The organism is Planktotalea sp. (genome assembly GCF_965659345.1).
Classification (GTDB): Bacteria; Pseudomonadota; Alphaproteobacteria; order Rhodobacterales; family Rhodobacteraceae; genus Planktotalea.
In genome coordinates, this window is sequence record NZ_CBFHVK010000029.1 from 1 (window position 1) to 19,316 (window position 19,316).

A 19,316-nucleotide genomic window follows, 5' to 3' on the forward strand; every position below is an offset into this window, starting at 1 on the left:
TGCTCATGTCCGCGAGCTATCACGCTGGATTCACACAGTGAATCCTACAGTGCCCGATTTGTGCAACAAAGCCATTCACACAGGCAAAATTGCTGTGAACTTGGATGCAAAAACGGTCGAGGTGGAAGGCGCAACAGTCCATCTGACCGGAAAAGAATATCAAATGCTCGAATTGTTGTCGCTGCGTAAAGGCACGACTCTAACCAAAGAGATGTTTTTGAATCATCTCTACGGGGGGATGGACGAGCCGGAATTAAAGATAATTGACGTATTTATCTGCAAACTGCGCAAAAAGCTATGTGAAGCAACGATGGAAGACAGTTATATCGAAACTGTTTGGGGCCGTGGATATGTACTGCGTGACCCAATTGGAGCGGAAACTGCACTTCCGCAATCGGCGATGGCTGGCTAACACTTTTGCTATAAAATGTGGCGCTGATGCGTCCATTTTCTCCCCCCCTCTGGACGAGCTTGCATCGCCCGCTTATCACTACCGCGACTTCTTGTGGGAGACGCGAATGGCAAAACTTAGCATTGCAGACTTGACGATTGATGACGCGCGCGCGGAATTGGCGGAGCTTGCCGCAAAGTTGAATGCTGCAAACGTCGCTTACCACGGCAAGGATGCTCCTAGCATCAGTGACGCTGAGTTCGATGCACTCAAGCGACGCAATGCGGAAATAGAGCAACGATTCCCTGATCTTATTCGTGCAGACAGCCCGAGCAAACAGATTGGCGCTCCCGTTCAAGATGGCTTTACCAAAGTCACCCATGCACAGCGTATGATGTCGCTGGGCAATGCTTTTAACGATGAAGATGTTAGCGATTTTGATCAAAGTATTCGCAAGTATTTGGGATTGGCGGATAGTGCGCCGCTTGCCTTTACAGCAGAGCCTAAGATCGACGGTCTTTCACTATCTTTGCGCTACGAAAGCGGACAGCTCGTACAAGCCGCGACGCGTGGTGATGGTGCGGTTGGGGAAGGCGTGCTGGCAAATGCCAAAACAATTACCGATATTCCTCAAGAAATTGCCAATGCGCCTGACATTTTAGAAGTGCGTGGCGAAGTCTATATGAGCCACGAAGATTTTGCGTTTCTCAACGCTCGACAAACAGAACGTGGTGGCAAAACCTTTGCCAATCCGCGTAATGCCGCCGCAGGCTCGCTGCGCCAGCTTGATAGCGAAATCACCAAAAGTCGTCCTCTAAAATTCTTTGCTTATGCGTGGGGCGAAATTTCTGAACCGCTCGCGCAAACTCAGTTCCTCGCCATCGCGCGGCTTAAAGAATTCGGGTTCCAAACCAATCCTTTCACAAAGCGTATTCAAACAACGGCTGAATTGATCGCACATTACCGCGCAATCGAGCAGGATCGCGCCGATCTTGGATATGATATCGATGGGGTGGTCTATAAAGTTGATGATCTTTCTTATCAGTCTCGACTTGGATTTCGTGCGACAACACCACGTTGGGCGATTGCCCATAAATTCCCTGCTGAACTGGCTTGGACACATCTTGAAGCCATAGACATTCAAGTCGGACGCACAGGCGCACTAAGTCCAGTGGCGCGTTTGACACCAATTACAGTCGGTGGCGTGGTTGTTTCAAACGCGACGCTTCACAATGAAGACTATATCGAAGGGCGCGACAGCAACGGTGCTCCAATTCGCGAAGGACGTGACATTCGCGTTGGGGATTGGGTACAAATTTATCGCGCTGGTGATGTTATTCCCAAGATACGGGATGTTGATTTGAGCAAACGGCCAAAGGAAAGCGTGCCGTTTGAATTCCCAAGCCTTTGCCCAGAATGCGATAGCCCAGCGGTACGCGAGGAAGGTGATGCCATTCGTCGCTGTACTGGCGGATTAACTTGTCCAGCGCAAGCGGTTGAAAAATTGAAACATTTCGTTTCGCGCGGTGCATTTGATATTGATGGGCTTGGGGCGAAACAAATCGAAATGTTCTATCATGATAAGGGCCTCTCTATTCGCGAGCCCGCAGATATTTTCACGCTTAAGCAGCGCGATGCTGCGCAACTGACAAAGCTGAAAAATCGCGAAGGCTGGGGCGCTAAAAGTGCGGAAAAGTTGTTTGATGCGATCGATGCGCGACGCAATATTGGATTTGGACGGGTTCTTTACGCCCTCGGTTTGCGTCATGTGGGCGCGCAAAGTGCCGCTCTGATTGCACGTCATTATGGATCTTGGACAGCTTTTGTTGACGCAATGGACGAAGCCAAAGATCCCACCAACGCGGCTTGGAATACGCTTTTATCGATTGATGGCGTCGGCGAAGTCATGGCCAACTCCTTGATCGCCGCATTCCAAAACGAGGCCGAGCGTGCCTCCATCACTCGTTTGAGCGATGAATTGACGATCGAGGACGCAGAACAACCCGATACCGATAGCCCCGTTGCCGGCAAAATCGTCGTCTTTACAGGTACGTTAGAGAAGATGACCCGAGCCGAAGCCAAGGCGCGTGCAGAATCCCTTGGTGCGAAAGTATCTGGTTCTGTTTCGGCCAAGACCGACATTTTGGTTGCGGGGCTGGGCGCAGGATCGAAAGCAAAAAAGGCCTTAGAACTTGGCGTGCAAACTATGGATGAAGACACATGGCTGAGCCTGATTGAGGCGCTATGAGCGCGCGCCCCGAAGTTCTTTTTCCGCTTTTTGCAAACCTTACCAGTCTCGATGGTGTCGGTCCCAAGACTGCGCAAAATATGGCAGGTTTAGGTGTTGAAAAGCCGCGTGACCTTTTGTTTTTGCTGCCGTTTTCTGGGATTGACCGAGCGATCAAAGCAAGCGTTCAAGGCGCTGATACACCAGCGACCTTGACGGTCGAGGTTGAGATTGGACAACATCGCCCCCCGCGCAACAAAGGTGGAGCGTATCGGATTGACGTTGTCGATTCTCAAATTGCGTTCCAGCTTGTGTATTTTCACGCACGTGGCGACTACCTTGGCAAACTCCTGCCGACTGGGCAGCGTCGGGTCGTGTCGGGTAAAGTCGAACTTTTTGATGGTCTTGCGCAGATGGTGCATCCGGATCATGTGGTTCGCGTAGAGGACGCAGCGCAAATCCCGAGTTTCGAACCTGTTTACCCACTTACCGCTGGTATCACACAAAAGCCGTTAACCAAATCGATTGTCAGCGCGCTGCAACGTGTTCCTGTATTGTCAGAGTGGATTGATGATACGCAAAAGAAAACAAAAGCATGGCCAGACTGGCATGAGGCCATTGCACAGGTTCACGCGCCTGAAAACCTTAACGATTTGGCGGCATACTCACCCGCACGTGAGCGGCTCGCTTACGATGAATTTATGGCGCATCAATTGACGTTGGCCTTGGCAAGAGCCAACCGGCGGCGTGCCCCCGGCGTGGAAAGTCACGGAAACGGCGTTCTGCGTAACAAAGTGTTAAGTTCGCTGCCCTATAAACCAACGGGTGCGCAAATGCGCGCTATCGATGAAATTACCACAGATATGGCAAGTGCTCACCGCATGAACCGTCTGCTGCAAGGCGATGTGGGATCAGGCAAAACGCTTGTTGCGTTTATGGCGTTGCTCGCTGTCGTGGAAGCAGGCGGGCAGGGTGTTATGATGGCACCGACCGAGATTTTGGCGCGTCAACACTTAGAAGGGCTGCAACCCCTTGCAGAGCAGGCAGGCGTGGTGCTTGAGCTTTTGACAGGGCGCGACAAAGGTCGGGAGCGGGACGCGAAGCTGACGGCACTTCATGAGGGAAAAATTCAGATCCTTGTCGGAACGCACGCCGTGTTTCAAAAAGATGTGCAGTTCAAAGATTTGCGGCTTGCAATTGTCGATGAACAACATCGTTTCGGTGTGCGCCAACGGCTTGAGCTTGGCAAAAAAGGACAAAGCGCTGACGTCCTTGTCATGACGGCAACGCCCATTCCACGTAGTCTCGCGCTTGCGCAATACGGGGATATGGACGTGTCTGTTTTGGATGAGAAGCCAGCAGGGCGCCAACCTATCAAAACGGCCCTCATTTCAGATGAGCGGGTTAGCGAAGTGATCGCACATTTGCGCGATGCGATTGCAAAAGGACGGCAAGCCTATTGGGTCTGTCCACTTGTCGGTGAGAGCGAGGTGTCTGACCTTATTGCCGCTGAAGAACGTTTCAAAACGTTGCGCGCGCTCTTGGGGGAGGACGTGATAAGGCTTGTGCATGGTCAAATGCCCGCTGCGGAAAAGGACGCTGCAATGGCGGATTTCGTCGAGGGGCGCGCGCAAGTTTTGGTTGCCACAACAGTGATCGAGGTGGGCGTTAACGTCCCCAAGGCCACAATCATGGTAATCGAACGTGCTGAGAGCTTTGGCTTGGCACAGCTTCATCAGCTTCGAGGCCGTGTTGGGCGTGGGTCAGAAGCATCGACTTGTTTGCTCATGTACAAAGCACCCTTGTCCGAAAATGGGCAAAAGCGCTTGACGGTGCTGCGCGAAACGAACGACGGTTTCAAAATTTCTGAGACAGATTTGCAAATGCGCGGCGCGGGTGACCTGATAGGAACCGCGCAATCAGGGCTACCACGCTTTCGCGTCGCAGATATGGAAAGCCAAACGTCATTGATGGAAATCGCGCAAAGTGATGCGCGCAAATTGTTGCATGATGATCCGGAACTGACGTCGGAACGCGGCAAGGCGGCTCGTGTTCTGCTTTGGTTAATGGAACAGGATCAAGCAATTCGTTTAATTTCAGTGGGTTAGAAATTTAGTTAACGAAATGTTCTCAAATGTTCCACTTTGTTCTTTACTTTGCTTTTTGAAAATGAGAACAAAGGTGCAACAAAAGCAAGATTGAGCAGGAGACATACGATGGTAGATCAAGTCAAAACAGTCATTGCCCGCGCGGACCGCACTTTGGTGCAGGATGCAATCGGTGCAATCGCCTTGATGACGATTTTTGTCGCGGCCCTGCACATTCCTGGATTTGTTTGAGTTTTTGCCTCGTGATTTCGTGCCGACCGCCTCGCATCCTGTCCCAACTTAGATGCACTTCAACACGTCCTGTCCCAACGAGAGTGTTGTCCTAAACGAGCTTTGCCTGGCTCATCTTTGGCGATTATCGGGTCCCACATGAAAGCACTTACCTAGCGCCGCCATCCTAAACAGGGTGAGCGGCGTTTTTTTCGTCTGCTGTAATCACCTCTATGGCTTCGCAAGCAGCTTCAATTGAAAGCAGTATAGAGGCGTGACGATTTTTGTAAGCAGATGCAGGCAGAAAGACCTCGAACCCGTCGAATGGTGCATCTGGGATCACGCCGCTTCCTTTGAGCAACGCGCGCAATTGATCCCGTGCTTTGACGGCTTGCGCTGGTGTGCTGCCGATTAGTGCACCACCAACAACTGACGCGGCGGCCTGACCTAAAGCGCAAGCTTTCACATCTTGGCCGAACTCGCTGATGCGGTCATTTGCCATGCTAAGATCAACTGTCACCATCGAACCACAAAGGGGCGAACGTTTTTTGACGGAGGCATCAGCACCCGTGAGCCGTTCCGCGTTAGGGATATCAGCAGCAAGAGCAAGGATGCGCCCCGAATAGAGCTTTATGAGGTCGGTTTCGCCGGACATGAGAAGAGGGCTTTCGCTGTGGGGTCTTGATGTCTAAATAGTTGGGACGAGACAGATTTCAAAGGACAATCTCAATGGCTTTCAATCCGGCAACGCTGGCTTATAACGAATCTGGGCTTATTCCGGTAATTGCTCAAGCAGAGGACTCTGGCGTTGTATTAATGATGGCCTGGATGAATGAAGAAGCCGTTAAGCGAACTTTGGCAAGCGGCAAAGTCACGTATTGGTCGCGATCACGTCAGTCATTCTGGGTCAAAGGCGAGACTTCGGGCAACGTTCAGGAGCTTATAGACTTGCGCATGGATTGCGACAAAGACTGTCTTCTTGCAGTCGTTCGGCAATCTGGTCCGGCCTGTCATACAAATAGATTAAGCTGTTTTTATACCTCAATAACAGAAGATTGTGAGACAGAGCTTATGTCGCCAATGTCTTAGCGTCCAAACCTACCTTTGAGCGAATATCATTCCTCGTAAGTCCTTCGTCGCGATACTTTGAAATCGCACGTGCATCATCGCGCTTCGCGAGACGCTTGCCGTTTTCGTCTCTGATCAGTGGGTGATGAAAGTACTTCGGAGTATGAAGCTCCAAAATCTTCTGGAGCAAGATATGGATAAACGTCGCTTCCCTCAAATCTTTGCCGCGAATGACATCAGTTATACCTTGGTCCGCGTCATCGATGACAATTGAGAGGTGGTACGAGGTGCCCATGTTTTTGCGCAGTAAAACAACATCGCCAATAGATTCAATCATTTGGGGTGCCGTCCGTTGATAGATTGCGTCACCCTCAGTGAGAATTATTGATTGTAAATCAATTATTTGAAGTGCTTTCTTTATGTTCAAGCGAAGCGGTGTATCAGTCTGGAATGTGCCTTTGGGAATATGCCGACATGTGCCCGGATAAACGACACCATCTGGGCCTAACACTGGCGCACCTTCTTGCGGTGCATTCGCGGCGGCTTTGATATCGGCGCGTGAACAGCCACAAGGATAAAGCAGGCCGAGGTCCCACAAACGTCTAAGCGCTTTAGTATAACTGTCAGATCGCGCGTTTTGGGACCACACAGGTCCATCCCAAGTAATGCCGAGCCATGTTAAATCATCTTTAATTTGTTCAGCCCAATGGCATCTCGCACGCGATTGATCGATATCATCCATCCGCAAGAAAAACTGGCCATTGTTAGTGCGCGCAAGGTCATGTGCAAGAAGTGCAGAATATGCGTGGCCTAGATGGAGCGGGCCTGTCGGGCTTGGCGCGAACCTTGTTCTAAAAATCACGTCTTTTCAAGTACGTATACTTTAGATTTCATGTTGAGGCCGGGTAGATGATCGCCATACTGTTCGATCAGTAGCTTAGCCTTTTTTGAAGAGACAACTGCGTTTACGCGTGCTTCAAAGATCGGATCTTCCAAAGTGTGGTCATTAAAGGAAAACACAAAATGAGAACCTCGTGGCAATGCGTTGAAAATCATATCAAAAACGTCAATCGGTGCCGCGCCTGCGCCAATCACGCCAATCGCTGCAACAGCAGAATACTCGCCAAGTTTACTTGGTAGATCTGCGATTGAGTCCGATAGTCGCAAGCTGCGATAGAGCTGCTTTTCTTTTGCACGCTCTAGCATTTCTTGCGTTAAATCGACACCGTCTATTGTTTGAAATCCAGCGAGTGACAAAGCCAAGCCAGACAAGCCTGTTCCACAGCCAAAGTCCAAAATTGGTTTTGTGAAATCATCTGTGACAGTTTTCAACGCGTCCGCGCAACGCCCAGGGGTTGCGTAGCCATTTTTACTGACCTCGGCATCGTAGGTTTTCGCCCAATCAGTATAGAGCGCACGCGTCGCATCCGTGCCGACTGTGTTATAAGCTTTATCAAGAAAGGTATCAGTCATATTTTAAGGCTAGCGCGCATCAATAGCGCTGTCTAGGTTTGCGCGCTCAGCCAGTCTGACCATGCAGCTTTGGCACGATCTGTGTAGGCCTTGTAGCGATCCGTCCGGCCACGACGACCACCCTTGAGTCCGTCCACTGGCTGAAACAGGCCAAAATTGACGTTCATCGGCTGAAACGTTTTCGCGTCTGCGCCACCCGTTATGTGGTGGACGAGCGCGCCAGTCGCTGTGTCTTGCGGTAAATCTGGCATGTCTTTTTCCAAAATTTCCGCAGCTGCAAGACGCCCCGCTAAAAGGCCCATCGCTGCGCTTTCGACATACCCTTCAACGCCAGTAATTTGCCCTGCGAAACGAATGTGAGGTTGCGACTTAAGCCGCATTTGCTGATCCAGTAGGGTTGGGGAATTCAGGAACGTGTTTCGATGTATACCGCCCAGTCGCGCGAAGTTTGCGTTTTCCAAACCAGGAATGGATTTGAAAACAGATGTTTGTGATCCATACTTCATCTTCGTTTGGAAACCAACGATGTTGAAAAGTGTCCCCAAAGCGTTGTCGCGACGCAGCTGTACAACAGCATGGGCTTTCACGTCAGGCTGGTGGGGATTGGTGAGGCCAACAGGCTTCATTGGGCCGTGTCGCAGTGTTTCACGACCGCGTTCTGCCATCACTTCGATTGGCAAACACCCATCAAAGTATTTTGCCGTTTCGCCCTCATGAAATTCAGTCTTTTCAGCGTCGAGGAGCGCGTCAATGAACTGATCATATTGAGCTTTATCCATTGGGCAATTTAGATATGCGGTCCGTTCTTCTTCCGTTTCGCCTTTGTCATAGCGCGATTGCATCCAGGCTTTGCTCATATCTATGCTGTCTGCGTAGATAATCGGTGCAATTGCGTCAAAGAATGCAAGGGCGTCTTGTCCGGTCTCGGCCGCAATCGCTTCGCCCAAGGCAGATGAGGTCAAGGGACCAGTCGAGATGATCCAGTGACCACCTGAAGGAAGCTCTGTAATCTCTTCATAATCAACGGTTATCAATGGATGATGTTGAATTTTTTTTGTCACACCAGCTGCAAATGCTTCGCGATCGACTGCAAGTGCGCCACCCGCTGGTAAGCGATGCTGCCCTGCCATTTCCATGATGAGCCCGCCGGCCTCGCGCATTTCCCAATGCAGCAAACCGACAGCATTTTGTTCATGATCGTCAGAGCGAAATGAATTTGAACACACCATTTCGGCGAGGTCGCCGGACTTATGTGCGAACGTTTCAACCTTTGGGCGCATCTCGTGAATGACCACAGAGACGCCCATGTTTGCGGCTTGCCAAGCGGCTTCAGATCCAGCGAGACCGCCGCCAATGATGTGTAGAGTTTTTTCCATGACGCGCATGTAGGTCAGGGCGCGGCAATTAGCAAACTTTTAACTTGGGTCAGATATTGGATCCAGGGGCAAATCAGAAGGAACACGATCCGGCACGCCAAGTCGACCATGGCGACTAATCGGGTCTTCAAGCGCACGGAGGAAACTCATGAGTTGATCAATTTCGGTTTCAGACAGATCGACAGGTTCGATTTCAGCAGCCATCGCGATGCGCAGGACTTCTGCAAGGTCTTCCATTGGTTCCCAGTCTTTGGCGGCTTCACCAAGTTTGTGCAGAGCGGCCTGACTGCGATCGTAGTTGCCAAGGCCCTCAAACGGATCAAGGTGATGGCGCACCATCGCTTCCAGGTCCGTGTAAGCGCCGTTGTGGCCGTATGGTGCACTAAGTGTCACATTGCGCAAGCTTGGTGTGCGGAAGCGGTATTTGTCTTCTTCAATGCCCGTAATCATACCACGACCAGCATCTGAATAGGCGTCATCTTTGCCAGGGCCAAACTGTGGAAGGCCGATAGCGTGAAAACCGTGATCTGTTTGGAATTTTCCAGAGTGACACGAAGAGCAGTTTGCTTTGCCGTAAAACAACTCCATGCCCGCCAGTTGATCAACTGCGAGAGCGTCTTCTTTACCGTTTAGGTATTGATCGAAGGGACTGTCTGTGGCGCGAAATTCATAGGTGATGAACTGTGACAACGCGTTGCCAATGTCGGTGATATGAATAGGCTCGTCTTGTCCAATAATCCAATCAAAGGCCATGCGGTATTCTTCAATGGCTTCCACTTTGGAGGCAATGATCTGCCATGCGCCATCAGGCCCATGAATGTTTTCTGCGTCAATCGCGTCGGCAATCGCGTTTTCACCGGGGTGACCGGCCATTTCATCATGGCTGAGGATAGGTAAAATGTTTTGTGCAGCAAGCGCTGATTTGGCTGGTCGCTCGAGCGTGCGTCCCTCTGGCATAGCGATGCCGTACATCGCTTCGCGATTGAGTTGCACGCGGCCGTCATGGAACATCACGCTAAATTCGCGGGCTCCGAGGTTAAACAGCGCTGGTGCATTTCTTGGGATGCGTGCCTTGGGGGCATTGCCATTCACTACTTCGCGTAGCCGCCCGAGCCCCATGCCGCCTTCACCGATAGAGAGTGACATCGCATCACCCGTCCCAAGCGCGGGGTGGTGGCATGTTGCGCAAGCAATGTTGTCGTTTCCAGACAGCACAGGATCAAAAAACAGTTGGCGGCCCAGTGCCACAGTTTCGGTATCCAGTACGGGAAAATCAGATGGCAGGATGGGGTTCGGCAGGTCAGACGCCGTTGCCACCGTAGCAGTGCTTGCAAAAAGGATTGTCAAAATAATTGAACGCATCAGGAATTCCTCGGGCCAAGTGAAAACCCCGCGTAGCAATAATCACGCGGATGTGAATAGGGTGTGAAAAAGTTGAATATGGTGCAAAGGCTGAAGTGGAAACAGTTTAGTCATCGCTTGGAAACGAGAGAACCATCTGGCATTTTTAACCATGTTTTACTGATAATTGCAGGATCTAGGTACTGCACTCATCAAAACCTGAACTATGGGCACGGGCCATAATTACCAAACGATTGTGCGAAAATCCTGCACAAAAGCTCTGAAAATGGAATACTGTTTACATCTTATTCTTGGGACCAGTTTGGCGGGCGCTTTTCCAAAAATGCGGCGATGCCTTCCTCTGTGTCGCGGTAAAGCATGTTTTCCACCATGACATTGCCGGTAAATTCGTAGGCCTCAGCAAGGGACATATCCATCTGCTCGTAGAATGCTGATTTGCCTATCTTAACGGCCGCGCCAAGTTTGTCAGCAATCTGTTCTGCCATCTTCGCGGTTTCGTGCTCAAGTTCTTCTAAATCAACGGCACGATTGATGAGTCCAAGCGCTTCAGCGCGGTCCGTGTTGATAAATTCGCCGGTTGTAAGCATCTCAAAGGCTTGTTTACGTGGAATATTTCGGCTCAACGCAACCATCGGTGTCGAACAAAAAAGCCCGATGTTTACACCGTTTACGCCAAAGCGTGTTCCATGTGCTGCAACGGCGAGATCACAACTGGCGACCATTTGGCAACCCGCAGCTGTCGCGATTCCATGAACCTGAGCGATAACGGGTTGGGGCAGGGCGCGAATGCTCTGCATCATATGGGCGCAGCGATCAAAAAGATCCTTGAAGTAGGCCTTTCCGCCATCTGCGTGTTGCCGACCCGCCGTCATTTGCTTCAAATCATGGCCCGCGCAAAATGCTTTGCCAGACCCTGAGATGACGACCGTGCGTATCGCTGCCGTTTCGCGCAGTTCGTCGAACTCTGCCTGAAGCGCTGCGATCATTTCGTCCGAAAGCGCGTTTAACCGTTCGGGGGCGTTCATGTGAAGATGGGCAACTGCACCTGTGCCGCGACGTTCTAGAATTGCCATCTTGCTCTCCAATCAATGTTAGTAAAACTCTAGAACGAAGATGCGCGGGAGGAAAGCCATGGAACTGAAAATGGACGTAGAGGCATTGAATGATTTGATGCGCAGCGAATTTTCTCAGGTGGCCAATGATTTCGTTGTACAAAGTGTAGCTCCGATGGAGGCGATTGTGCGCATGCCTGTCAACGAAGAACACTTGCGTCCAGGGGGTACAATTAGCGGTCCTACGATGTTTGCCTTGGCCGATGTATCAATGTATTTGGTGGTTCTAGCGATGATTGGGCCTGTGACTTTGGCCGTTACAACGAATTGTTCCATTGATTTCATGCGAAAACCGACTGCAGGTGTGGATTTGATTGCTCAAGCACGGATACATAAACTTGGAAGATCGCTCGCTGTCGGTGATGTATTGATACATTCTGAAGGGATGGACATGCCGGTTGCGCGCGCGTCATTAACTTACGCGATTCCCCCTAGATGAGTGGCGGTGCCGCGCCCATCCAATTGGTCAGTTTCAAGGCGATTGGGATCCTGCTACTGACAATTCTGTGTTTTGATATCATGGCAATTTTAGTGCGTGTTCTGAGCACGGATTATTCCGCGCAAGAGTTATCAGCCTATCGCAATGTCTTTGGCATTTTGCCATCTCTTGCTTTGCTTATGTGGACGGGTGAGCTTCGCTTTAAAGCGAGCGCTTTGAAAATTGAGCAGCCCAAACTCGCCATCGGGCGCGGTGTGGTCGTCGCCTTTGCGCAGCTGTTTTTCTATTCCGCATTGTCCAAGCTTGAACTGGCAACAGTCGCAACCTTAGGTCAAACTAACGCGTTCTTTGTGGTCATCTTGTCGGTTCTTTACTTGGGCGAGAAGGTTGGGGTTTGGCGGATCATCGCTTTGGTCATCGGCTTTGCGGGTGTTGTGTGGATTTTACGACCAGGATCTGATGCATTCTCGCTTATTGCGATCCTGCCCGTTGCCGCTGCGGCCTGCTATGCATTTGCAATGGTCAGTGTGCGTAAATTTGGCCCAGATACATCTAATGGCTTGTTATATCTGTACTCTTCACTGGGCTCAATCATCGGCGCAATCATCTTGGCGGCGTTCACAACTGAATTTTCACCTGTTCACAGCTGGGCAGATGCGGGCTTAATTTTGTTAATGTCTACGATTGGTGGCATCGGCGTTTTGCTGATGATGATCGCATTTCGCATCGCAAGCCCTTCAGTCTTGGCTCCATTTTGGTACTTTGGCATTTTGACCGCAGGGCTGTTTGGCTGGTTGCTGTTCGGTGAAGCACCGCTCGATACATTATTCCCAGGCGTTTTGTTGATTGTTGGTGCGGGTGTTTTAATCATCTGGCGCGAGCGCAAGCGCTCATAAAAAGCGGCGGCCCATGCCTTTGCCATGAAAGCCGCCGAAGTAAGAGGTTCGTGAAACTTGGGAACAGTCCGAAGCGTGCTTTAAGCGCGCCAGAACCTCTTGTTCGCTTCAATATCTGCAACGTCAGGCGTGAGCCCAATATCGCGCAAGAGATGTGGATCAAGATTTTTGAGTGCCCGACGCGAGCGCGCGCGATCTGCCCATTTTGAGGACGTCACAGCAACGCGGACCGCAATTGTTGCCAAAAGCGGCAAGGGGCGGTGTTGATCGAGAAAGAGCAGATCTGCTGAGATCAGAGCGCGAGGTTGTGACATGGGACACTCCTAAAATTGTATTGACACAATGTGAATCATTTCGTAATATATGAATACAAAGTGATACATTGTGCGTCTATAGAAAGATTGTAATGAATACAATTTGGCTTCCGAACATCGAAGATTTTGAGGGACCTAAATACAAAGCGCTCGCCGAGGCGATCCGCGCGGCGATTTCTGATGGTACGTTGAAAGTTCAACAGAAATTGCTGCCCGTGCGTGATCTGGCTTGGGATTTGAAGATTACGCCGGGAACTGTTGCGCGTGCGTATACTCTTTTGACGGATGAAGGCGTGTTAGAAGCTGCCGTTGGGCGCGGAACCTTCGTTGCTGCGCCAAAGCTCAAAAGCGAGTCGGTGCAACAGACGAGCTTTGTGACGGATGTGCCGACGATCGCACCATCAGTAGAACGTCGCCCTGATGTGGTGCGCTTGACCTCGCCACAATTGCCGGACGTGGGGCAAGCGAAATTGATACAACAGATCATGGGGCAGGTTGCTGCCAACCCGAGATCGGGTGTGATGCACTACCCCAATCGCACAACCTTCAAACCAGCGCGCGAAGCAGTGCAGCAATGGTTAAACGGCACGCCTTTGGGCGCGCTTGATGAGGAAGATATTGTACTGTCCCATGGTGGGCAAAACGGTGTGAGCCTTGCGCTGCAATCTATATTAACGGGTCCTGCGCCTGTCATTTTGGTTGAAGAACTGTCTTATCCTGGCTTTCGACGTGCGGCGGCTTTGCTGCGTGCACAAGTCATTGCCATTCCCATGGATAGCGAAGGCATGATCCCTGAAGCCGTTGCAGCGATTGCCAAGACCCATGATGTGCAAGCGATTTGCACATCACCTGAGGTTCATAATCCCACTGGTTTGTTCACGCCTGTGTCGCGCCGCGAAGAGATCGTTGAAGTAGCGCGCGCGCACGACATTCAGATTATTGAAGATGATTGTTACCGTATGGGTGCCTCGCGCGCACCAAGTTACCGTATGCTTGCACCAGAGCGGGGTTGGTACGTTTCGTCTATCTCGAAGACCTTAACACCTGCGCTGCGCATTGGATTTGTTGTGGCACCTAAACCCAGTGTTCCTGCCTTGCGACGCTCGGCCGAGCACGGTTTCTTCGGATTGGCGACCCCTTTGGCTGATTTGGCAGAGCGATTGCTGAGCAATGCGGATGCAGTAGAATGTGCGGCCAAAGTAAACGCGGTGTTTTCACAATATGTGCAAACCTGTGTTAATCATCTGGGCGCATATGATGTCACGTGGCACGAAAACGTTCCGTTCATCTGGTTACGCTTGCCTGAAGGCTGGCGCGCCTCTGCCTTTTGTCAGGCGGCAGAAGTGGTGAAGGTGCAGATCCGTCCAGCAGAAGAATTCGCAGGACGTGACGCGCGTGCACAGCATGCGGTGCGCATAGCTATTAATGCGCAGATTGATCGTGATCACTTTGAAGCGGCTATCATGCGGTTACGTGAATTGCTAGATAATCCCCCTGAACGGATCGGTGTTTGATGGGGTATTATTATACCTAATTTGTAAGTATCTGTTTTACATGTATTTTATCGACACAACTTCAGTTGACGTGACAAACGACAAGCGTATAACGCCCTCATCAAGCGCGTCATTTGGCGCGCTCTTTTATGAGCACAGACCTATAAGGGTATAAGTCGATGAAAACCTTTTCTGCAAAGCCAGCAGACATCGAAAAGAAATGGATCATTATTGACGCTGAAGGCGTCGTATTGGGCCGTCTCGCTTCGATCGTTGCTATGCGCTTGCGCGGCAAGCACAAGCCGTCCTTCACACCGCACATGGATATGGGCGACAATGTCATCATCATCAACGCTGAAAAAGTGCAGATGACCGGCAAGAAACGCACAGACAAGAAATACTACTGGCACACGGGCCACCCGGGCGGCATCAAGTTCCGCACAGCCGGTCAATTGCTTGAGGGTGATTACCCTGAGCGCGTGATGACCAAAGCGGTTCAGCGCATGCTGCCAGGCGGTCCTTTGAGCCGTCAGCAAATGACGAACTTGCGTGTATACGCGGGCGCTGAGCACCCGCATGAAGCACAAAACCCAGAAGTTGTGGATGTGAAGTCCATGAACTCCAAGAACACACGGGTATAATCATGGCTGATCAAGTAAATTCTCTCGAAGAGCTCGGCGCAGTTGCCGAAGGCGTTGAAGCGGTTGTTGAAGCAGCTCCTTTGCGCGAAGCGGTACGTGACGAGCTCGGTCGTTCTTATGCGACAGGCAAGCGTAAAGACGCGGTTGCCCGCGTTTGGATCAAGCCTGGTTCCGGCAAAGTTGTTGTGAACGGGAAAGAAATGGCTGCGTATTTCGCACGTCCAGTTCTTCAGATGATCCTGCGTCAGCCATTCACTGTCGCTGGTGTTGAAGATCAGTTCGACGTAATGGCGACTGTGAAAGGCGGTGGCCTTTCTGGTCAGGCTGGCGCGGTTAAGCACGGTATTTCTAAAGCACTACAGCTTTATGATCCCTCCTTGCGCGGTGCTCTGAAGGCCGCGGGCTTTATCACACGCGACAGTCGTGTTGTTGAGCGTAAGAAGCCCGGTAAGCGTAAAGCGCGTCGTAGCTTCCAGTTCTCCAAGCGCTAAGCTTTTCATTATATTTATTGTAAAGGGCTGCTCTTACGAGCGGCCCTTTTCTTGTTTGAGCACGCCTAAAGGCGTGCAGATGCCTTTGGCGAGGATATTTCCAGAGAGAGGAAACACAATTTTAAGAGAACTCGCGCTAAAGTATAAGTACGGTACAGGCGGGGACGCCGATGGCCGTGAGAGGGGAAGCTTGCTTCTTCGGGGATGGTGCAAAAACACCGTCCCTTCCTCTCTCTCAAAATATCCTCGCCGAAGGCAAACGGCATGGGTTTACCCATGCTAAACCTGCAACGCGTTTAGCGCGTTTCTATTTGAAATCGCTTTCAATCAGACCGAGGCCGCGCAGATAGATGCCGATACCTGTTTCAAGCAGATCCTCTGGAGGAAATGGGCTTTGGGTGCCAGGAGAATTGCGCGCAAAAAGTTCAACGACCCCGTGGCTCATCGCCCAAATATGCGCGCTGAACATTGATGCGGGCGGGCGCTTATGTGACGGAATATGTTGGTTTAGATCTTCAGCAGCCTTTTCTAAAACGTCGCGCGCGCGTGTGGAAACCATTGCTAGCTCTGGCGTTCTATTCACAGAAATCCCGCTTTCAAACATGGCGATGTAGTGCCCCGGGTATTTGCGCGCAAACGCAAGATAAGCGCGCCCCGTTGCTTCAAAAGCGGCCAAAGCTGATGGTTGCCCTTTGTCATAGGCGAACTGCATCACATCCGCGAAAATTTCGTAGCCTTGGCGCGCAGCCTCCGCAATAAGATCCTCGCGCCCTTCAAAATGGCGATAGACTGCGGCGGGGGTCACGCCGGCTTGCTTTGCAGCTTCTGATAAGGTGAAGCCAGTCGGGCCTTTTGCACGGATCAGCTCAAGCGCGGCCTCGACCAGCGCTTGGCGTAGATTTCCGTGGTGATAGCCCCGTTTAGGCATCCCAGATCTCCGGACCCGCACAGATTTTTGGATCGACACTGCCCAAGGCGTTCGTAACTTTATGACCATATTCGAACTGAGTGAGCACATGCCGGATCGCGTTCACTCTTGCGCGACGTTTGTCATCGGAGCGGATCACGGTCCAGGGTGCCGTTTGAGTATGACTACGCTGCATGTTTTCTTGAATTGCTACTGAATAGGCATCCCATCGGTTCAGGCCTTCCACATCGATCCACGACAGCTTCCACTGTTTCAAAGGATCGCTTTCACGCTCCAGAAAGCGGCGCAATTGTTCTTCGCGGCCTACATTCAGCCAGAACTTTACCAGCGTAATACCTTCGTTCACGATCATATCTTCAAACTGTGTGACCTGTTTGAAAAACACTTCGCGTTGCTCTGGTGTGCAAAACTCAAACACATGTTCCACCACGCCGCGGTTATACCAGCTGCGATCAAAGAACGTGATCTCACCGCCAGAGGGAAGATGATCGATATAGCGTTGAAAATACCATTGGCTTTGTTCACGCTCGGTCGGTTTTGAGAGCGCGACAACATTGGCTGCACGCGGGTTAAGGTTTTCGCGAAAGCGTTTGATTGTACCACCTTTGCCCGCAGCATCGCGTCCTTCAAACACGATAGCGACGCGTTGACCTGTTTCGCGCACCCAATGTTGAAATCGCACGAGTTCAATCTGGAGCGCGGCCATTTCTTTTTCATACCGTTTACGTTTCAGACGCGCATCATAAGGGAACGTGTCGCTGAGAATGGCGCCACTTTCGCAATTCTTAATCGCTTCGCGCACATCATCAGGGGCTTTTTCATTGTAAAAAGTGCTGATTGCACCCTCAAACGGCAGGTTCATGTCACGCAGTCCTATTATTGTTTGGTTCACTATGACGGGCGGTGCAGTTTATCGCAATCCGGCACGGACAGCAGCAAGTTGGATTGCTTTGATAACCTCGAGCTCAGATGCGTGTTGTGGCATATGGCCAACGCCTTCTAACACAGTCAGATTGGCATCTTTGATTTGGTTTACTAGTAAAGCTGAGTGAATCGAGAGCCCTACAATAGTGTCGACATCGCCATGTAAAATTTCGGTTGGAACGTCTATTTCGCCATATCGGGGCACCATAGCTTTGACATCAGGCAGTAAATGCGTGCGCTGACGCGCGTTGGCGATCATTGTATGACGTCGCAGAGTGATACCTGGACCAAAATACGCTGCATACCCTTCAGGTGCATCTTGTGGCTCAAACACTTCTGAAAATGCGTTTGCAACGTAAGAGTTCGGCACAAATGCGGTAAGCAACGGAACCAAGAAAGTTGCGCCAAATTTGGAGGACGTGGCGCGATAGAGTGGATCAATCGGCGTTGTCCAAGGGTTAGAGGGCGCGGCAAGCAACACAAGAGCAGCCATCGTGTCTGAGTGGTTCAAAGCCCAATTCAAAGCAACCGCCCCGCCAAAGGAGTGACCCACAACGATCGGGTTTTCTGCCCCCAGGTCACGTGCTGCAGCCGCGAGCAAGTCCGCTTGCTGGGTGAGTGTTTCACCATCTTTCGTGATGCGGTCCGTGTAGCCAAGACCGGGCCGGTCAAAGGCGATTACGCGGAACTCTTTTTCAAGCTTTTCCACAAGTGAGAACGTGACATCGCGTGTCGATCCTGACGCGCCGTGTATTAAAATGAGGTCCGGCCCGGAGCCGCGCACAACCGCGTGGACCTTGATGCCGTTCACGTCGATGAACTGCCCCTCTGGTGGGTAGGCCGCCTCTGCTGTCGCTTCTCGGGCATTTGCGCGCCACAGGGTAATGGCTGCGAACACGACTAAGACTGCGAGGGTATAGACCAAGATTTTAAACACCAATCAGATCGCTTTCATAAGGCGTGGTTTGGTATATCTCATTGATCCAATTGCCATAAAGAAGATGCGCGTGACTACGCCAGCGGTTTTGCGGCTGTTGGGACGGATCATCATTTGGATAGTAATTCATCGGCACGTTGATGGGCGTCCCTTCGGCGACATCGCGATCATATTCCTGCTTAAGCGTGCCTGAATCATACTCGAAATGATTGAATATATAGAGCGCACGGTGCTTTGGATCCTCAACCAAACAGGGGCCAGCATCTTCGCTGGAAAGCAGCGTTGTGAGGTTCTTGTTTGCATCAATCTCTGCTTGGTGCATTTCGGTCCAACGGCTCACAGGGATTACGCAATCATCTGAAAAACCACGTAAAAAAGGCGAAGAAGGTGCAAGGTTGGCGTGGCGATAACAGCCAAACAACTTTTGCTCCAAAATATGTTTCTTCACGTCGTGGAAATAGTTGATCATCGCCATCCCACCCCAGCAGACGCCCAAAGTAGAATGTACGTGTGTTTGCGTCCACTCGAAGACATCACAGAGTTCTTCCCAATACGTCACATCGCCGAATGGCAAATGTTCGATCGGGGCACCTGTTATGATCAAACCATCGAACTTTTCAGTCTTCACTTCTGAAAAGGGGCGGTAAAAGCTCTCCATATGCTCTGCGGCCGTGTTACGCGTTTGGTGTTCGCTCATTCGGATCAATGAAAATTCGATTTGCAAAGGGGTCGCGCCGATCAAACGCGCAAACTGGTTCTCTGTCTGAATCTTTTTAGGCATCAGATTGAGCAATGCGATCCGCAAAGGGCGAATATCTTGACGTGAGGCTTCGTCCTCGGACACGAGCATGACGCCTTCACGTCGAAGAACCTCATAAGCAGGGAGGTCGGCGGGGAGTTTTATCGGCATCGCACCGGACTTTCTG

21 protein-coding genes are annotated in these 19,316 nt (G+C 51.2%); 10 read left to right on the forward strand and 11 right to left on the reverse strand.

From position 1 onward, the window contains the following. The 4 genes from ACTG3Z_RS16360 to ACTG3Z_RS16375 form a co-directional block, all read left to right on the forward strand. The coding region (locus tag ACTG3Z_RS16360; protein ID WP_439144085.1) for a winged helix-turn-helix domain-containing protein at positions 1-412 on the forward strand (412 nt) is incomplete at its 5' end. A gap of 106 nt (positions 413-518) precedes the next feature. Further along, entirely contained in the window at positions 519-2,639 is a 2,121-nt protein-coding gene (ligA, locus tag ACTG3Z_RS16365) for an NAD-dependent DNA ligase LigA (RefSeq protein ID WP_439144086.1), read from the forward strand. After that, on the forward strand, positions 2,636-4,726 hold the full coding sequence (recG, locus tag ACTG3Z_RS16370; protein ID WP_439144087.1) for an ATP-dependent DNA helicase RecG: 2,091 nt from the start codon (positions 2,636-2,638) through the stop codon (positions 4,724-4,726). Before ligA ends, recG begins: the two co-directional genes overlap by 4 nt. 108 nt (positions 4,727-4,834) lie before the next feature. After that, positions 4,835-4,957, forward strand: coding sequence for a hypothetical protein (locus ACTG3Z_RS16375; RefSeq protein WP_375266681.1), 123 nt, complete (start codon positions 4,835-4,837; stop codon positions 4,955-4,957). A gap of 166 nt (positions 4,958-5,123) precedes the next feature. On the opposite strand, the gene ACTG3Z_RS16380 is transcribed toward ACTG3Z_RS16375, so the two are convergent. Beyond that, the gene (locus tag ACTG3Z_RS16380) at positions 5,124-5,591 is read right to left on the reverse strand and encodes an iron-sulfur cluster assembly scaffold protein (protein WP_439144088.1); all 468 of its coding nucleotides are present in this window, start codon (positions 5,589-5,591) and stop codon (positions 5,124-5,126) included. Between the two features lie 74 nt (positions 5,592-5,665). Here ACTG3Z_RS16380 and hisI point away from each other — a divergent pair, with 74 nt between their 5' ends. Then, positions 5,666-6,025: a phosphoribosyl-AMP cyclohydrolase gene (gene hisI / locus ACTG3Z_RS16385; protein ID WP_439144089.1), complete on the forward strand. Its 360-nt coding sequence runs from the start codon at positions 5,666-5,668 to the stop codon at positions 6,023-6,025. On the opposite strand, the gene gluQRS is transcribed toward hisI, so the two are convergent. The 5 genes from gluQRS to ACTG3Z_RS16410 all read right to left on the reverse strand — a co-directional run bounded on the left by gluQRS (position 6,006) and on the right by ACTG3Z_RS16410 (position 11,288). After that, on the reverse strand, positions 6,006-6,866 hold the full coding sequence (gluQRS, locus tag ACTG3Z_RS16390; RefSeq protein WP_439144090.1) for a tRNA glutamyl-Q(34) synthetase GluQRS: 861 nt from the start codon (positions 6,864-6,866) through the stop codon (positions 6,006-6,008). The two genes, hisI and gluQRS, sit on opposite strands and share 20 nt — an antisense overlap. Then, positions 6,863-7,477 (reverse strand): class I SAM-dependent DNA methyltransferase, encoded by a 615-nt coding sequence (locus ACTG3Z_RS16395; RefSeq protein ID WP_439144091.1) that lies wholly within the window; start codon positions 7,475-7,477, stop codon positions 6,863-6,865. The genes gluQRS and ACTG3Z_RS16395 overlap by 4 nt, the downstream gene beginning before the upstream one ends. Positions 7,478-7,509: 32 nt before the next feature. Beyond that, positions 7,510-8,853 (reverse strand): methylenetetrahydrofolate--tRNA-(uracil(54)-C(5))-methyltransferase (FADH(2)-oxidizing) TrmFO, encoded by a 1,344-nt coding sequence (trmFO, locus tag ACTG3Z_RS16400; protein ID WP_439144092.1) that lies wholly within the window; start codon positions 8,851-8,853, stop codon positions 7,510-7,512. 39 nt (positions 8,854-8,892) lie between these two features. Then, positions 8,893-10,215, reverse strand: a complete 1,323-nt coding sequence (locus ACTG3Z_RS16405) for a cytochrome-c peroxidase (RefSeq protein WP_439144093.1) — start codon at positions 10,213-10,215, stop codon at positions 8,893-8,895. Positions 10,216-10,499: 284 nt separating this feature from the next. Next, positions 10,500-11,288 (reverse strand): enoyl-CoA hydratase, encoded by a 789-nt coding sequence (locus tag ACTG3Z_RS16410; RefSeq protein ID WP_439144094.1) that lies wholly within the window; start codon positions 11,286-11,288, stop codon positions 10,500-10,502. A gap of 58 nt (positions 11,289-11,346) precedes the next feature. On the opposite strand from ACTG3Z_RS16410, the gene ACTG3Z_RS16415 reads away from it, so the two are divergent. Beyond that, on the forward strand, positions 11,347-11,766 hold the full coding sequence (locus tag ACTG3Z_RS16415) for a PaaI family thioesterase (RefSeq protein WP_439144095.1): 420 nt from the start codon (positions 11,347-11,349) through the stop codon (positions 11,764-11,766). Beyond that, positions 11,763-12,662 carry a DMT family transporter gene (locus ACTG3Z_RS16420; RefSeq protein ID WP_439144096.1) on the forward strand — a complete coding sequence of 300 codons (900 nt, stop codon included), beginning with the start codon at positions 11,763-11,765 and terminating at the stop codon, positions 12,660-12,662. The genes ACTG3Z_RS16415 and ACTG3Z_RS16420 overlap by 4 nt, the downstream gene beginning before the upstream one ends. A gap of 80 nt (positions 12,663-12,742) precedes the next feature. On the opposite strand, the gene ACTG3Z_RS16425 is transcribed toward ACTG3Z_RS16420, so the two are convergent. Beyond that, a complete protein-coding gene (locus ACTG3Z_RS16425) occupies positions 12,743-12,976 on the reverse strand; it encodes a DUF1127 domain-containing protein (protein WP_439144097.1) in 234 nt (77 codons plus the stop codon). A gap of 92 nt (positions 12,977-13,068) precedes the next feature. Between ACTG3Z_RS16425 and ACTG3Z_RS16430 the strand changes: the two genes are divergently transcribed. The 3 genes from ACTG3Z_RS16430 (at position 13,069) to rpsI (ending at position 15,601) form a co-directional block, all read left to right on the forward strand. Continuing rightward, entirely contained in the window at positions 13,069-14,490 is a 1,422-nt protein-coding gene (locus tag ACTG3Z_RS16430; protein ID WP_439144098.1) for a PLP-dependent aminotransferase family protein, read from the forward strand. A gap of 158 nt (positions 14,491-14,648) precedes the next feature. After that, a complete protein-coding gene (gene rplM / locus ACTG3Z_RS16435) occupies positions 14,649-15,110 on the forward strand; it encodes a 50S ribosomal protein L13 (RefSeq protein WP_375266671.1) in 462 nt (153 codons plus the stop codon). Between the two features lie 2 nt (positions 15,111-15,112). Then, complete coding sequence (gene rpsI, locus ACTG3Z_RS16440) at positions 15,113-15,601, forward strand: 30S ribosomal protein S9 (protein WP_439144099.1); 489 nt, start codon at positions 15,113-15,115, stop codon at positions 15,599-15,601. A 307-nt stretch (positions 15,602-15,908) separates the two neighbouring features. Here the strand turns inward: rpsI and ACTG3Z_RS16445 are convergent, their stop codons facing one another. The 4 genes from ACTG3Z_RS16445 to metA are packed head-to-tail and all read right to left on the reverse strand — an operon-like array spanning position 15,909 to position 19,300. Next, entirely contained in the window at positions 15,909-16,529 is a 621-nt protein-coding gene (locus tag ACTG3Z_RS16445) for a TetR/AcrR family transcriptional regulator (RefSeq protein WP_439144100.1), read from the reverse strand. Further along, positions 16,522-17,391: a polyphosphate kinase 2 gene (gene ppk2 / locus ACTG3Z_RS16450; RefSeq protein WP_439144101.1), complete on the reverse strand. Its 870-nt coding sequence runs from the start codon at positions 17,389-17,391 to the stop codon at positions 16,522-16,524. Before ppk2 ends, ACTG3Z_RS16445 begins: the two co-directional genes overlap by 8 nt. Positions 17,392-17,439: 48 nt before the next feature. Then, positions 17,440-18,390 (reverse strand): alpha/beta fold hydrolase, encoded by a 951-nt coding sequence (locus ACTG3Z_RS16455; RefSeq protein WP_439144102.1) that lies wholly within the window; start codon positions 18,388-18,390, stop codon positions 17,440-17,442. Next, positions 18,383-19,300: a homoserine O-acetyltransferase MetA gene (metA, locus tag ACTG3Z_RS16460; RefSeq protein WP_439144103.1), complete on the reverse strand. Its 918-nt coding sequence runs from the start codon at positions 19,298-19,300 to the stop codon at positions 18,383-18,385. Before metA ends, ACTG3Z_RS16455 begins: the two co-directional genes overlap by 8 nt. Positions 19,301-19,316 lie beyond the last annotated feature (16 nt).

What these genes read in the sequence shown, in the direction of transcription:
- ligA (WP_439144086.1), top strand. Translation starts at nt 519, where the DNA reads ATGGCAAAACTTAGCATTGCAGACTTGACGATTGATGACGCGCGCGCG.
- recG (WP_439144087.1), top strand. Translation starts at nt 2,636, where the DNA reads ATGAGCGCGCGCCCCGAAGTTCTTTTTCCGCTTTTTGCAAACCTTACC.
- ACTG3Z_RS16375 (WP_375266681.1), top strand. Translation starts at nt 4,835, where the DNA reads ATGGTAGATCAAGTCAAAACAGTCATTGCCCGCGCGGACCGCACTTTG.
- ACTG3Z_RS16380 (WP_439144088.1), bottom strand. Translation starts at nt 5,591, where the DNA reads ATGTCCGGCGAAACCGACCTCATAAAGCTCTATTCGGGGCGCATCCTT.
- hisI (WP_439144089.1), top strand. Translation starts at nt 5,666, where the DNA reads ATGGCTTTCAATCCGGCAACGCTGGCTTATAACGAATCTGGGCTTATT.
- ACTG3Z_RS16395 (WP_439144091.1), bottom strand. Translation starts at nt 7,477, where the DNA reads ATGACTGATACCTTTCTTGATAAAGCTTATAACACAGTCGGCACGGAT.
- trmFO (WP_439144092.1), bottom strand. Translation starts at nt 8,853, where the DNA reads ATGGAAAAAACTCTACACATCATTGGCGGCGGTCTCGCTGGATCTGAA.
- ACTG3Z_RS16405 (WP_439144093.1), bottom strand. Translation starts at nt 10,215, where the DNA reads ATGCGTTCAATTATTTTGACAATCCTTTTTGCAAGCACTGCTACGGTG.
- ACTG3Z_RS16410 (WP_439144094.1), bottom strand. Translation starts at nt 11,288, where the DNA reads ATGGCAATTCTAGAACGTCGCGGCACAGGTGCAGTTGCCCATCTTCAC.
- ACTG3Z_RS16415 (WP_439144095.1), top strand. Translation starts at nt 11,347, where the DNA reads ATGGAACTGAAAATGGACGTAGAGGCATTGAATGATTTGATGCGCAGC.
- ACTG3Z_RS16420 (WP_439144096.1), top strand. Translation starts at nt 11,763, where the DNA reads ATGAGTGGCGGTGCCGCGCCCATCCAATTGGTCAGTTTCAAGGCGATT.
- ACTG3Z_RS16425 (WP_439144097.1), bottom strand. Translation starts at nt 12,976, where the DNA reads ATGTCACAACCTCGCGCTCTGATCTCAGCAGATCTGCTCTTTCTCGAT.
- ACTG3Z_RS16430 (WP_439144098.1), top strand. Translation starts at nt 13,069, where the DNA reads ATGAATACAATTTGGCTTCCGAACATCGAAGATTTTGAGGGACCTAAA.
- rplM (WP_375266671.1), top strand. Translation starts at nt 14,649, where the DNA reads ATGAAAACCTTTTCTGCAAAGCCAGCAGACATCGAAAAGAAATGGATC.
- rpsI (WP_439144099.1), top strand. Translation starts at nt 15,113, where the DNA reads ATGGCTGATCAAGTAAATTCTCTCGAAGAGCTCGGCGCAGTTGCCGAA.
- ACTG3Z_RS16445 (WP_439144100.1), bottom strand. Translation starts at nt 16,529, where the DNA reads ATGCCTAAACGGGGCTATCACCACGGAAATCTACGCCAAGCGCTGGTC.
- ppk2 (WP_439144101.1), bottom strand. Translation starts at nt 17,391, where the DNA reads ATGAACCTGCCGTTTGAGGGTGCAATCAGCACTTTTTACAATGAAAAA.
- metA (WP_439144103.1), bottom strand. Translation starts at nt 19,300, where the DNA reads ATGCCGATAAAACTCCCCGCCGACCTCCCTGCTTATGAGGTTCTTCGA.